At 53.0% G+C, this 14,109-nt stretch carries 11 protein-coding genes; 5 read left to right on the top strand and 6 right to left on the bottom strand.

All coding sequences use genetic code 11. The features are described 5' to 3' along the window. Positions 1-15: 15 nt before the first annotated feature. Entirely contained in the window at positions 16-915 is a 900-nt protein-coding gene (gene oxyR / locus C9I99_RS15610) for a DNA-binding transcriptional regulator OxyR (protein ID WP_107349817.1), read from the bottom strand. Positions 916-1,071: 156 nt separating this feature from the next. Here oxyR and C9I99_RS15605 point away from each other — a divergent pair, with 156 nt between their 5' ends. The 3 genes from C9I99_RS15605 (at position 1,072) to C9I99_RS15595 (ending at position 3,709) form a co-directional block, all read left to right on the top strand. Next, the gene (locus C9I99_RS15605) at positions 1,072-1,800 is read left to right on the top strand and encodes a glutathione peroxidase (RefSeq protein ID WP_107349816.1); all 729 of its coding nucleotides are present in this window, start codon (positions 1,072-1,074) and stop codon (positions 1,798-1,800) included. Positions 1,801-1,898: 98 nt separating this feature from the next. Continuing rightward, positions 1,899-3,350, top strand: coding sequence for a dihydrolipoyl dehydrogenase (locus C9I99_RS15600; protein ID WP_107349815.1), 1,452 nt, complete (start codon positions 1,899-1,901; stop codon positions 3,348-3,350). A 116-nt stretch (positions 3,351-3,466) separates the two neighbouring features. Further along, positions 3,467-3,709, top strand: coding sequence for a DUF3624 domain-containing protein (locus C9I99_RS15595; RefSeq protein WP_107349814.1), 243 nt, complete (start codon positions 3,467-3,469; stop codon positions 3,707-3,709). Positions 3,710-3,845: 136 nt separating this feature from the next. Here C9I99_RS15595 and argH read toward each other — a convergent pair whose 3' ends face one another. From argH to argC, 4 genes are all read right to left on the bottom strand, one after another. Further along, positions 3,846-5,723: an argininosuccinate lyase gene (argH, locus tag C9I99_RS15590; RefSeq protein WP_107349813.1), complete on the bottom strand. Its 1,878-nt coding sequence runs from the start codon at positions 5,721-5,723 to the stop codon at positions 3,846-3,848. A gap of 59 nt (positions 5,724-5,782) precedes the next feature. Further along, on the bottom strand, positions 5,783-6,991 hold the full coding sequence (locus tag C9I99_RS15585; RefSeq protein WP_107349812.1) for an argininosuccinate synthase: 1,209 nt from the start codon (positions 6,989-6,991) through the stop codon (positions 5,783-5,785). A gap of 95 nt (positions 6,992-7,086) precedes the next feature. Further along, a complete protein-coding gene (gene argB / locus C9I99_RS15580) occupies positions 7,087-7,872 on the bottom strand; it encodes an acetylglutamate kinase (protein WP_107349811.1) in 786 nt (261 codons plus the stop codon). 17 nt (positions 7,873-7,889) lie between these two features. Further along, a complete protein-coding gene (argC, locus tag C9I99_RS15575; protein ID WP_107349810.1) occupies positions 7,890-8,903 on the bottom strand; it encodes an N-acetyl-gamma-glutamyl-phosphate reductase in 1,014 nt (337 codons plus the stop codon). 609 nt (positions 8,904-9,512) lie between these two features. On the opposite strand from argC, the gene ppc reads away from it, so the two are divergent. Further along, positions 9,513-12,143, top strand: a complete 2,631-nt coding sequence (gene ppc / locus C9I99_RS15570) for a phosphoenolpyruvate carboxylase (RefSeq protein ID WP_107349809.1) — start codon at positions 9,513-9,515, stop codon at positions 12,141-12,143. Between the two features lie 414 nt (positions 12,144-12,557). Continuing rightward, positions 12,558-13,121 (top strand): PadR family transcriptional regulator, encoded by a 564-nt coding sequence (locus C9I99_RS15565; RefSeq protein ID WP_107349808.1) that lies wholly within the window; start codon positions 12,558-12,560, stop codon positions 13,119-13,121. A gap of 71 nt (positions 13,122-13,192) precedes the next feature. Here the strand turns inward: C9I99_RS15565 and metF are convergent, their stop codons facing one another. Beyond that, complete coding sequence (gene metF, locus C9I99_RS15560) at positions 13,193-14,083, bottom strand: methylenetetrahydrofolate reductase (RefSeq protein WP_107349807.1); 891 nt, start codon at positions 14,081-14,083, stop codon at positions 13,193-13,195. Between the last annotated feature and the right edge of the window lie 26 nt (positions 14,084-14,109).

Genomic DNA, 14,109 nt, shown 5'->3' with positions numbered 1-14,109 from the left:
TTTTATGGTTCAAGATCAAGCTGGCAACTGCCCTTCAAGGTGGCACTGGATCAATTCAGCCAGCTTCTCGTAGCGCCCCTTGAGCGGTGAGCCAGGTCGATAGGCCAGGGTGATCAACCGGCTTGGTGCGGGGTCTTCAGCCGAGATATAACAGACCCCATCCCGGCGCTGATCCTTCGGCGTCGCCAGTTTCGGCATCAGCGTAATCCCGCTCCCGGCGGCCACCATATTACGCAACGTTTCCAGGCTAGTGGCCTTGAAACTGCCATCTTCCTGCGCCCCTGCCGCAAAACAGAACCCCATCGCCTGATCACGCAAGCAATGGCCATCGCCCAGCATTAACAGTGTGTGGCCATGCAATTCAGCCATTGGCAGCGATTGGCGATCTGCCCAAGGGTGATCTTCCGGCACCGCCAGCACCATCGGCTCATGGTACAGCGGCAGCTCAATAAACGGCTCACTCTCTTTCACCGCCGCCAGAATAATGCAGTCAAGCTTTCCATCTTCCAATTGCTGCACCAATTGGTGGGTTTGCGCCTCATGGAGAAACAGCTCCAGCTCGGGAAAGTTCGCCTTTATCTGGGGGATAATATGTGGCAACAAGTAAGGTCCAACCGTCGGAATGAATCCGATATGCAGCGGCCCGGACATACTTCCCCCTTGCTCGCTGGCAAGCTCGGTCAGTACCTTGACCTCCAGCAGCACTTTTTGTGCCTGGGCTACCAGTGTCAGTCCGGCATCGGTGAACAACACTTTACGGCTGGTCCGCTCCAGCAGTGCCACACCCAGCTCTTCTTCCAGTTTACGGATCTGCCCGCTCAGGGTCGGCTGGCTGACAAAGCAGGCTTCTGCCGCCTTGCGGAAATGCTTGTGCTCAGATAGCGCCACCAAATACTCGAGGTCCCGGATATTCATCACTCACCAAATTGATAGAAAATAACTATCAAAACCATAGCATCAAACGATTAGAGCTATCAATGTCAAAATTGCATAATCATCACATCAACAAGGAGCAATAATGATGACGCTCCAGTTGCACTAGACAACTTACTTAAATCTTAAGGAAAAATTATGTTTGAATCAAAAGAAGGCCAAGCAATTCCTCAGGTTACTTTCCACACCCGCCAAGGTGACCAGTGGGTTGACGTAACCACTCAAGAGCTATTTGCAGACAAGACCGTCATTGTGTTCAGCTTGCCGGGCGCATTCACACCGACCTGTTCTTCTAGCCACCTACCTCGCTACAACGAACTGGCTTCGGTCTTTGCAGAGAACGGTGTTGACGACATCCTGTGTGTGTCTGTTAACGACACTTTCGTCATGAACGCCTGGAAAGATGACCAGGAAGCAGAAAACATTACCTTTATCCCAGACGGTAACGGTGAATTCTCGAAAGGTATGGGCATGCTGGTGGGTAAAGATGACCTTGGCTTCGGTGCTCGCTCATGGCGTTACAGCATGCTGGTGAAGAACGGTATGGTAGAAAAAATGTTCATCGAAAACGATGAACCGGGCGACCCGTTCAAGGTGTCTGATGCAGACACTATGCTGGGTTACATCGCACCTGAGCACAAACTGCAAGAGTCCATCACTGTCTTCAGCAAGCCAGGCTGTCCATTCTGTGCCAAGGCAAAGCAGAACTTGATCGACAAGGGCTTGAACTACGAAGAAGTTGTCCTAGGCAAAGATGCAACGACGGTTAGCCTACGTGCGATTTCTGGCCGCAGCACAGTGCCTCAAGTCTTCATCGGTGGTAAGCACATCGGTGGCAGCGAAGAGCTAGAAACATACCTAGGCTAACCCCCTACCTATAACGACAAAGGGCCCGCATGACGGGCCCAAACCGGCAAACACTATATTGCAAGAACGGGCTGGCAAAGCTTGATTGGAGAGACCCTATGAAAACCCTGAATGTTGATGTTGCTGTGATCGGCGGTGGTACCGCTGGCCTTGGCTCGTACCGTGCAGCCAAAGCCCATACCGACAGCGTAGTGATGATCGAAGGCGGCCCATACGGCACCACCTGTGCCCGCGTAGGCTGTATGCCATCAAAATTGCTGATTGCAGCGGCAGAAAGCGTTCACCAGATCGAAAAAGCCCCGGCCTTCGGTGTTCACCCACAAGGTGACATCGTGATTAACGGCCGTGAAGTCATGGACCGCGTGAAGCGCGAGCGTGACCGTTTCGTTGGCTTTGTACTGGAAGGTGTTGAGGACATTCCAGCCGAGGACAAAATTGCCGGCTATGCCAAATTCATCGATAACAACACGCTGGTTGTTGACAATCATACAACCGTTCACGCCAAGCGCATTGTGATCGCGACCGGCTCTCGCCCTGCCTACCCGGCAATATGGAACGAGCTGGGGGATCGCCTGATCATCAATGATGACGTATTCGATTGGGTTGATTTGCCAAAAGCGGTTGCAGTATTCGGCCCGGGCGTTATTGGCCTTGAACTTGGCCAGTCACTCAAGCGCCTCGGTGTGGAAGTGGTGATGTTCGGCCTTGGTGGTCAAGTCGGCCCTCTGACCGATCCGGCAGTCATGGCCTACGCTGATAAAGCCTTCAACGAAGAATTTTACCTTGATGCTGACGTACGTGTCGAAAGCATGAAACGTATCGGTGACGAGGTTGAGATCCAGTACCTCGACAAGGCTGGTGCCCTACAGGTGATCAATGTCGACTATGTGCTGGCCGCCACTGGCCGCCGCCCGAATGTCGATAAGCTAGGCATCGATAATACCACAATGGCGCTTGATGCTCGCGGGGTACCGACCGCCGATTACTACACCATGCAAACGTCTGTCGAGTCGATTTTCGTTGCCGGTGATGCCAGTAACCAGCTTCCTTTGCTGCATGAGGCTGCCGATCAGGGCCGTATTGCCGGTGACAATGCCGGACGCTTCCCTGATATCCGTGCCGGCCATCGTCGCTCAAAGATCTCAGCCGTGTTCTCTGATCCGCAAATTGCCATGGTGGGTGAAACTTACAAAGACATCACGACCCGGCTGGGCCAGTGTGGCTGTTTCGAAACCGGTGTCGTCTCGTTCGAAAACCAAGGTCGCTCCCGTGTCATGCTGCGCAACAAAGGGATGCTGCACGTTTACGGTGAACAAGGTACCGGTCGCTTCCTGGGCGCAGAGATGATGGGCCCGAATGCCGAACACCTGGCTCACCTGCTGGCCTGGGCGCACCAGAACAAAATGACCATTGCCGACATGCTCGATATGCCATTCTACCACCCGGTAATCGAAGAAGGTGTCCGTACCGCCCTGCGTGATCTGAATGCCAAGTTGCACCTAGGCCCTGAAATGGTCAAGCACTGCCTTGACTGCGGACCGGGTTGCTAAGTCCTATTGATATGAGCACTCTCCTTGCACCAGCCCTCCTTGTGAGGGCTTTTTTTGTTTCCGCCAACGCGTTACAGAGATAAACTGTGTTCGGATCAAAAAGGGGGAATAACCATATGAGATGCCAAGCTTGCACTCGCTCTGTGTTCTGGCAAAAGCTAGGCCGCTGCCAGCGCTGTATCCACCAGCTCTCAGTATTGAGCCCGCTGAGCTGGATAGTGTGGGCCATTTTCTACCGCCATCAGCCAACAACCCTCGATGCGATCACAGCCTTGGTCGTCGCCAGCAGCATGACATTACTGCTGCTCGCTCATGGCCTTCGAGCCTTGCAGCTCCGCTCCCAGACAACCAATTCCTAAAAGCAGATCCCAAATAGCGGCCCCTAAGCAAGCAATCCCCGAGCGCCCATACGAAAAAGGCCATAAAAAAAAGCCCGGCTTCAAGCCGGGCAAATAGATTAAGAGAATTCATTGTTGGGCTCAGCCCTGAAGCAACCTATGCCACATTCACTGTCGGGATAGCCTGCTCTTGATCCATCCGCACTTCCAGTGCTACCTCATCACAGGCATGCTGGCGCGGACAACGGTCACAGTCTTTCATTACCTTTTCGGGCAACAGGGATTTCGATGTCGGCACAAAGCCCTGCTTCATGAAGAACTCCGGTACCCGGGTCAGTACAAAGACTTTTTTAATTGCCATCTGGCCGGCTTTTTCAATCAGGTGATCAACAATAGCCTTACCCTGCCCCTGATGCTGCCAACCGGCTTCCACCCCGAGGGAGCGAATTTCGGCCAAGCCGGAATCATAGACATAAAGGGATGCACAGCCGGTCACCGTTCCGTGGTGCTCGGCCACGGCAAACGAGCCGATATCCCGTACCAATTCATTACGCATCCGAGGTAAGTTTTCGCCCAGGCCAGCCCAGTACACCACCATTCCCTCGATAGCATCGAGATCGGTCAGGCGGGCGCCACGCACTTTCACACCCGGTGAGTAACGCTTCTCAAGACGCTTCTCGACTTGGCCAATGGCGTAATCGACCTGATTCGGTGCCACGCCACCCAAGGCGCAGCGTTTTTCGAGACAGGATTCAATGGTGAGGATCGGATAGACATCGTTATCAATCACCTCGGAGAACGCTTTCATCTCGTCCAGTGATAACTCTTCGAGCGCACAGCCCTTGGCAATGGCTGCCACCACCGCGACACCGACGATATGGTGGGCCTCACGGAACGGGATCCCTTTAGCCACCAGATAATCGGCCAGTTCAGTCGCATTGGAATAGCCCTGCATGGCCGCTTCCAGCGTTCTTTCCTTGTTGACCTTGATGCCTTCAAAGCACAATGCCGCCATTTCCATGCACTCGTACCAGCTGTCCAGCGCATCGAACAAGCCTTCCTTGTCTTCCTGCATGTCCTTGTTGTAGGCCAATGGCAGCGCCTTAACCGTCATCATCATACCGGTCATCGCGCCGTAGACCCGGCCACACTTACCCCGGATCAGCTCCAGCGCATCCGGGTTTTTCTTTTGAGGCATCAAGGACGAGCCGGAGGTCACGGTATCGGCCAGTTCGATAAAGTTTGACTCGCCAGAGTTATAGAAGATCAAATCTTCCGCCATCCGTGAGAGGTGCAGCATCGAAATCGATGCGGTCGATAGCAGCTCCATCACATGGTCACGGTCCGATACCGAATCGAGACTGTTACGCGTCGCGCGCTGAAAACCTAGGCTATGGGCCAATACTTCACGGTCAATCGGATAGGCCGTACCAGCCAGCGCACCGGATCCCAACGGACAGGTATCCAACCGCTCTAGCGCGTCGGATAAGCGCGAATGATCACGCTCGAACATCTCGACATAGGCCAAACACCAATGGGCGAAAGTCACCGGCTGCGCACGCTGCAAGTGAGTGTAGCCCGGCAATACCGTCGCTTGGTGCTCACGGGCCACGGTGACAAGCTGATTCTGTAGTTGATCCAACATCAGCAATAACTGCTGACCTTGCTGACGGCACCACAACTTGAGATCCGTTGCCACCTGGTCGTTACGCGAACGACCCGTGTGGAGCTTTTTACCCAAATCACCAACTTTACCAATCAGCTGTTGCTCAACCCAACTATGGATATCCTCGGCATCAGAACGCAAAATCTGCTCCGGATCTTCCATTACTGCCAGCTTCAGCTCATTGAGCGCCAGCTCCAGCCGTTGTTGCTCTTCATCCGACAACACGTTGACCTGACGCAGCGCCTTCGACCAGGCGATCGAGCCGACAATGTCCTGCTCCGCCAAACGGTAATCAAAACGCAATGAGTCGTTGAACTGCTTAAACCGTGTGTCAGCCGCCTGACTGAACCGTCCGCCCCATAGTGCCATGGCCTATCTCCTATGTATCTTGCTCGACTTGCTGGTGATTTTTAATGTCGTGTTCTGGATTATTTTTGTTGTTCGTTCAGCGCACGGATACGGCTTGCCAGCGAGTACAGGCGGATAAAGCCACCTGCATGGCTATGATCGTATACCTCGTCCTCACCAAAGGTTGCGAACTCTTCGGAATACAGGCTGTTTACCGAGCGCTTCTGTACTACCGTAGCTTGGCCTTTATACAGTTTCACGACAACCTCACCGCTCACATCTTGTGACAGCTCTTCTGCCGCAGCCAGCAAAGACTTGCACAACGGGGTAAACCAACGGCCATCGTAGATCAGGTGCGACGCTTTTAGACCAACACTTTCACGGAACTCAAACGCGTCTTTATCCAGTACCAGCTGCTCCACGGCACGCAGGGCTTCATTCATGATGGTGCCCCCCGGCGTTTCGTAACAGCCACGGGATTTGATCCCAACCAGACGGTTCTCGACGATATCAATACGGCCAACACCGTGCTCGGCACCTTTCTCGTTAAGGTAAACCAAGGCGTTGTATGGCGACATCGCTTCACCATCGACCGCAACAATTTCACCTTTCTCAACCAAGATAGAAACCTGCTCAGGTTTTTCCGGTGCATCTTCAGGATCCTTGGTCCAGACCCAGCACAGTTCGTTCGGTTGATTCCACGTCTCTTCCAGCACACCACCTTCGGTGGAGATATGCCACGCATTGGCATCACGCGAGTAGATCTTTTCCAACGAAGCCGAGCACGGAATATCACGCTCTGCCAAGTAATCAAGCAGGGCCTCACGGCTACGCAGATCCCACTCACGCCATGGCGCAATCACTTCCAGCTGTGGTGCCAATGCCGCATAAGCACTTTCGAAACGCACCTGATCATTCCCTTTACCGGTACAGCCGTGGCATAACGCATCGGCCCCGACTTCCAACGCACACTCAACCTGCGCCTTGGCGATAATCGGACGGGCCATTGAGGTACCCAACAGGTACTTGCCTTCGTAAATTGCCCCGGTCTTCAAGCTTGGGTAGATATAGTCCTTGACCATTTCTTCTTTCAGATCGGCGATGTAGCAGGCCGATGCACCCGAGGCGAGCGCCTTTTCTTCAATGCCTTCCAGCTCTTCCTCGCCCTGGCCGACATCGGCCACGAACGCGACGACATCGCAGTCATAGTTTTCCTTTAGCCAAGGAATAATCGCCGAGGTGTCCAGACCGCCGGAATAAGCCAATACCACTTTATTTACTTTGCTCATAATTCTCTCCTGATTGCCTGTTCGACGGTCTTCCCGCTCAGGCGCTATATCAATCCGTGTGTACTAGAACTGTATGTATTCAATGACCACAGGCTTCAAGCCTGAGGTGAAAATTTGGTACCGATACTGTGGCCGTCAAACAACGCTGCCAACTTATCCGGGTAACGCCAGGTCGCGACTTCGATGGAACGCCCCAGCGCATTGGCGGCTTCAAACGCGGCGCGGACTTTCACCACCATGCCGTCGGTGATCACCGCTTGGGCAATCAACGCTTCGGCTTCGGGCTCAGTCAGATCACAGATCAGGTGTCCTTTACCGTCCAAGACGCCACTGACATCCGACAGCAACACCAGCTCCCCATCAAGCGCAGCCGCTACCGCCACCGCCGCCTGATCGGCATTCACATTCATTAGCTGCCCTTGGCTATCAAGACCAATGGAGCTGACAATTGGCAAGTACCCCGCCTGCATGATTTGGCTAACCAAGCTACAGTCACCCGGTGCCGCTTTGCCAACAGCACCCAGTTCGGGATCCAGCATGGTTACTTTACACAGCCCGCCGTCTGCAAGGCTGAGACCGACAGCTGCAACCCCCGCTTTTTGCGCCTGCCCTTGCAGCAACTTATTGGCAGTGCCCGCCAACGCACCGGCGATATAGGGAATTTGCTCAGGCGGTGTAACCCGAAGCCCCTCTTTCTTCACCGTTTCCAATTGGAGCTTGGCCATCAAGTCATCGACCAAGTAGCCGCCACCATGCACCAGAACCAGCGGGCGCTGCGCCTGCTGCTGGTAGGCACTGATAGCGCCAAACAATTTTCCAAGGGTTTCACCGCAAGACAATACGGCACCGCCAAGTTTTATTACCAAAGGAACCTGATTCATCGTGACTCTCCTAACCTTTATACCAACGCTGTAAGCTGAGGGAAACCATTTCGAATATTTATGCACTGCATCGCTTGCGAAGATGCTCCCTTGAGCAGATTATCGATCGCAGACGTTAAAATAATGTGTCTTCCCTGTACCTGCCAGCCGATATCACAAAAGCACGTGTTGACCACACTCTGCAGTTTCGCTGCTTGCTGACCCAGTAAACGGACTGCGTGCTTATCCCCTTTCGCCCCATAGGCCGCAGCCATAGCTACTTCGACCTGCTTACTGGTTACGCCATCGGCCAATTTAGCCGTGATGGTGGCCAAAATACCGCGTTTGAAATTGCCAAGGTGAGGGGTGAAAATCACATCCTGATCTAAGTGGGTCGCGATTTCAGGCTGGTGGCGGTGGGTAAAAATGCCGTAAGCCTGCAGGCTGACTTCGCAGAAGCTATTGGTCATTGACGCCTTGCGACCAGCGCCTGACACGCCGCTTACCGCATTGATCACCGGCCACTGCTGGGTATCCAGCAGCTGACTTTGCAACAGCGGCTTCAGCGCCAGTTGCGAGGCGGTAGGGTAACAGCCCGGAACAGCAATGAGCTGGGCGGTGGCGATAGCATCGTGGTTCCATTCAGCAAGACCGTAAACCGCTTGCTCTAACCACGCTGGGAACTGGTGTTCGAAGCCATAATACTGGGTATAGAACGCATCCCCCTGAACCCGAAAGGCACCAGATAAATCAAACACCTGGCAACCTGCAGCCAAAAACACCGGCGCCAGGTCATGGCTCACTTCATGGGCCGTTGCCAGCAATACAATCTCCCCAGCCTTCGCAACACCCGCTGGTGCTAGCAATGGTTGCAGCGGCATATCGACAATGCCCTTGAGCTGGCCGTGGAGATCACTGATAGGCTTGTTGGCATCGAGACTGTTGGCTGAGACATACAAACCCGCCAAGTTAAGGTGCGGATGCAGGTGTACCATTTTAGCCAGCTCTGCGCCGGTGTAGCCGCTGGCACCGATAATATGGGTGTTCAACATAATAAGTCCGTTTGTTTGATTTATGGGTGTTGGAGGTATTGCTGACAGCAGGGCTGCCTCGAGATGGGGTGCGCAGAGGCACCAAGCGAAACTCAGCGTCGTCGGAGGGGATGTTGTGATTGGCTAGTCGCTTGGTTCATGGGATTTCGTACCTATTTCCGTTACAATTCTTGATACCGTTCGGTTAACTGTCCTTGCTTGTTAACCATCACTCAACATTGATATTTTTATTCATATCTTTTGAATTAATATGTTTTTACCGATATTTACTATCGCTGTCAACTCTTCATGGATAAAAAATAGTATTTCCGTCAGCCTCCCCACCTCTGCATCCACGATCTGTCTATATAGAGCAGAACAAAGCACTGAATTGACCGCTGCATGCCGCCTTTTGCGACACATTGCACAACAAGCACGCACTTTTTGTGCTTTATCACGCCCTCTTCGTGACACTTTGTTACAACGCTGGTTTCATAACATGATAAAAATCAATGCACTGTCGTTTTCTTACCAGTTATGACGATCAATGTTGACCTCAAAGCCTGAACACGGCTAGATTGTTGTCTATTGAGTTAATTGGATGTAATAAATTTACGAGATGGATGCGATATGAACGAAAAGTACAGCGCGCTTAGAAGCAACGTCAGTATGCTCGGCCACATGCTGGGCACGACAATCAAGGATGCGCATGGTGAAGCGCTACTGGGTAAAGTAGAGACCATCCGCAAACTGTCCAAATCTGCCCGGTCAGGTAACCAGGATGATCGTGCCAAGCTGATCGACGAACTGCAGAACCTGCCAGACGATCAGTTACTGCCTGTTGCTAGGGCCTTCAGCCAGTTCTTGAACCTAACCAACATTGCCGAGCAGTATCATACGGTGTCTCGCCATAGTGAAGAACATATCTGCAGCCCAGACTCTATCGATGCCCTGTTTGCCAAACTGGATGAGCAGGACATCAGCCAATTCGATTCTATTCAGGCGGTTCGCGAACTTAATATTGATCTGGTACTGACAGCCCACCCGACGGAAATTGCCCGCCGCACCATGATCCACAAGCTGGTACAGATCAACAAATGCCTTTCCAAACTGGAGCTTAGCGAGCTGTCGGCCAGCGAGCGCCAGCGTGTCGAACGCCGCCTAGAGCAGCTGATAGCCCAGGCATGGCATTCCGACGTGATCCGTAAACAGCGCCCAACCCCACTCGATGAAGCCAAATGGGGCTTTGCGGTGGTTGAAAACTCGCTGTGGCACGCCGTGCCGGAATTCCTGCGTCAGTTTGATGAGAAATTGACAGCCCACCTGGGCGAAAGGCTGCCGATTGATGCAGCACCGGTGACCTTCTCGTCATGGATGGGCGGTGACCGCGACGGTAACCCGTTTGTGACCTCCGAGGTGACCCGCGAAGTATTGTTGCTGTCACGCTGGAAAGCCGCTGATCTCTACCTGCAGGATGTCAAGGAGCTGGTCAGCGAGCTGTCGATGGTCAAGTGTAACGACGAGCTACGTGAATTGGCTGGTGACGAACATGAACCGTACCGTGCCATCCTCAAGGATCTCCGCGCCAAGCTAACCAATACCCGTGACGTGCTTGATGCCAAGATCAAAGGCCTCGATGCCCCTAGCTTCGGGATCATCGACGATATCGAACAGCTATGGGACCCGCTGTACGCATGTTACCGCTCTCTCCATGACTGCGACATGGGGATCATCGCCGACGGCCTGCTGCTTGACGTACTGCGCCGAATCAAGTGTTTCGGTGTGCATCTGGTACGCCTTGATATTCGCCAGGAAAGCACCCGCCACTCCAACGTTATTTCAGAGCTGACCCGCTACCTCGGTCTCGGTGACTACGATCAGTGGAGCGAGCAGGACAAAGTGGCATTCCTTGTCCGTGAGCTGTCATCCAAGCGTCCGCTACTCCCGCGCGACTGGGAACCGTCAGCGGAAGTCAAAGAAGTCATCGACACTTGCAAGGCGATTGCCGATCAACCTCGAGAGGCACTGGGTGCCTACGTGATTTCCATGGCCCGTACCGCCTCCGATGTACTGGCTGTTCACCTGCTGCTACAAGAAGCCGGTTGCAAATTCCGCATGGATGTCTGCCCGCTGTTCGAGACCCTGGAAGATCTCAACAATGCCGAGAGCGTGATCAAGCAGTTAATGAACATCGACTGGTACCGCGGCTACATCCAGAACCACCAGATGGTAATGATTGGCTATTCCGACTCAGCAAAAGATGCCGGCGTCATGGCGGCAGGCTGGGCCCAGTACCATGCAATGGAATCTCTGGTTAACGTCTGTGAAGAGGCTGCTGTTGAGCTGACCCTATTCCACGGTCGTGGCGGCTCTATCGGTCGTGGCGGTGCCCCTGCTCACGCCGCACTGTTATCACAGCCACCGCGCAGCCTGAAAGGCGGTCTACGCGTTACCGAACAAGGCGAGATGATCCGCTTCAAGCTGGGTCTGCCGGAAGTCGCGGTTAACAGCCTGAGCCTGTATGCCAGTGCGATCCTTGAAGCTAACCTGATGCCGCCACCGCAGCCGAAACAAGAATGGCGCGAACTGATGGATGTCTTGTCTGAAGTCTCCTGCGACGCCTACCGCGATGTGGTACGTGGCAACGAAAAGTTTGTTCCGTACTTCCGTGCCGCAACCCCTGAGCTGGAGCTGGGCAAACTACCACTGGGCTCACGTCCTGCCAAACGTAATCCGAAAGGCGGCGTAGAGAGTCTGCGAGCTATCCCGTGGATTTTCGCCTGGAGCCAGAACCGTTTGATCCTGCCAGCTTGGTTGGGTGCCGGTGAAGCGATCCAATTTTCGATTGACAAGGGCCATGCCCCACAGCTGGAAGAGATGTGCCGTGAGTGGCCATTCTTCTCAACCCGCCTAGGGATGCTGGAAATGGTCTTTACCAAGACCAATATCGGGATTGCCGAATACTATGACCAACGCCTGACCGAAAAGTCACTATGGCCTACAGGCCAAAAACTTCGTGATCAGCTGCAGAAAGATATCAAGGCCGTTCTCACCGTGGAAAACAGCGCCCACCTAATGGAGCAAAACCCATGGGGTGCCGAGTCCATCCGCCTGCGTAATATCTACGTCGAACCATTGAATATGCTTCAGGCCGAACTGCTCTACCGTACCCGCCGCCAAGAAACACCTTCTCCGATGCTGGAAGAAGCCTTGATGGTGACCATTGCCGGTATTGCAACGGGCATGCGTAACACCGGTTAAGTGCGACAAACATCACCAACAAAAGGCTACCGCTATCGCGGTAGCCTTTTTTTATTCCGCTATTTTTTTATCGCCTCATTATTGAGACAGCCCCACAGATATTATGTCAGCTAAAATAAAACCTAACGCAGTGAAACTGCTTGATAGAAAACCACTTGCATCAAAGAACAAATACAAATTATCTCGCAATATATAGACCAGCATCACAAGACGGGCAATTGGTTGCACCCGTTTTCGTCGATATCTCGCTCTGATGTCGAAAAATAGTCCGTTGATGTGTATGCTATGTGATCTCGATCAGGCACTGCAACAATACGATTATAAAAACGCCAATGAGCGATGGGTACGTTGCGGCCACCTCCGGCCAGGCCATTCGAGTTATTTTTTTATGTAGTATTTTAACGGATAGAAGAGATGTCACTACCACACGTTATTTTAACTGTGTTGAGTAACCGCGATGCCACCGGTTACGATATCACCAAAGAGTTTTCCCATAGTATTGGTTATTTCTGGAAAGCCAGCCACCAGCAAGTGTATCGCGAGTTGAACAAAATGGCCGGCAACAACCAGGTAACCTGTCAACTTGAACCACAAGAAGGCAAACCCGATCGTAAGGTGTATTCCATTACCGATCTGGGCCGTCAGGCCCTGTTTGAATGGTTCCAAGAACCTGCCCGCAACCCAACCATCCGCGATGAGTTTTCAGCTAAGCTGGTCGTTTGCGGTGTGCACAATTCAGAGCCAATGCAACAGCAGCTCGAAGGCCTGATTGAAGAGTCGCATACCCTTATCAACCACTACAACGAAATGGAAAAGATCCATTTTGCTGACCACAAAAACCTCGATCGCCAATCCCGTCTTGACCGTCTAACCCTTCGCCGTGCGATCCACAACCGTCAGGCATGGATTGACTGGGCCGAGGAAGTGTTGACCGAACTGAAGGACATGGACTCAGCGGGTAGCCCGGTTGCACTTTAAGCACTGACTACCAAACATAAAAAAGCCGCTCAATGCGGCTTTTCTTTTATCTCGACCCCGAAGAGGCAAAATTAGGCTTTGGCACGCACCCCTAGTGTATGGCAAATCGCATAGGTCAGCTCGGCACGATTTAGGGTATAAAAGTGGAAATCTTTCACCCCTTCACGACTGAGTACCCGCACCATGTCGATGGCATTGCTGGCACCGACCATCTGGCGGCTGAGCAGATCATCATCCAACCCCTCATACTGCTTCTCAAGCCAACCAGGGATCCTCACGTTGTTAGCATTCGCAAAACGCTTGGCCTGATTCATATTGGAGACAGGCAAGATCCCCGGTACGATTTCGACATCGATACCCGCCGCCACACAACGGTCGCGAAAGCGCAGATAGCTTTCGACATCAAAGAAAAACTGGGTAATGGCACGGCTGGCACCGGCATCGACTTTGCGTTTGAGATTAATAAGATCCGCCTGTGCGCTCTTGGCTTCCGGGTGGACTTCCGGATAGGCAGCAACCGAGATATCAAAGTCGGCTTCCGAGCGCAGCAACTCAACCAAGTCTGCCGCATACATATCGGGCTTGGTACCTTGCTCGGGCAAGTCGCCACGAAGGGCCACAATATCGCGAATACCATTATTCCAATAGTCACGGGCAATGGTACGCAACTCATCACGGGTTGCATCGATACAAGTCAGGTGCGGGGCCGCGACAAGGCCCGTCTGATCTTTGATATCTTTGATGATTGAGTGGGTACGGTCACGCTCGCCCGAGTTGGCCCCGTAGGTCACCGAGACAAATTTCGGTTGCAGCGTTTTCAGGCGGTGAATGGAATTCCACAGCGTCTGCTCCATCTGCTCACTGCTCGGCGGAAAGAACTCGAATGACACATTGATGTTACCGTCAATGTCAGCAATATTCTGGTTCAGTGAATCCAGGTTACTTGCGTGTGAATATCCCATAATCCTTTCCTTACTCGTATTGGCTC

Origin of the sequence: Photobacterium lutimaris (genome assembly GCF_003025555.1) — a bacterium.
Taxonomy (GTDB): Bacteria; Pseudomonadota; Gammaproteobacteria; order Enterobacterales; family Vibrionaceae; genus Photobacterium; species Photobacterium lutimaris.
Note: the sequence above shows the minus strand (reverse complement) of the source record. Positions and strands in the feature narration are given on the sequence as shown.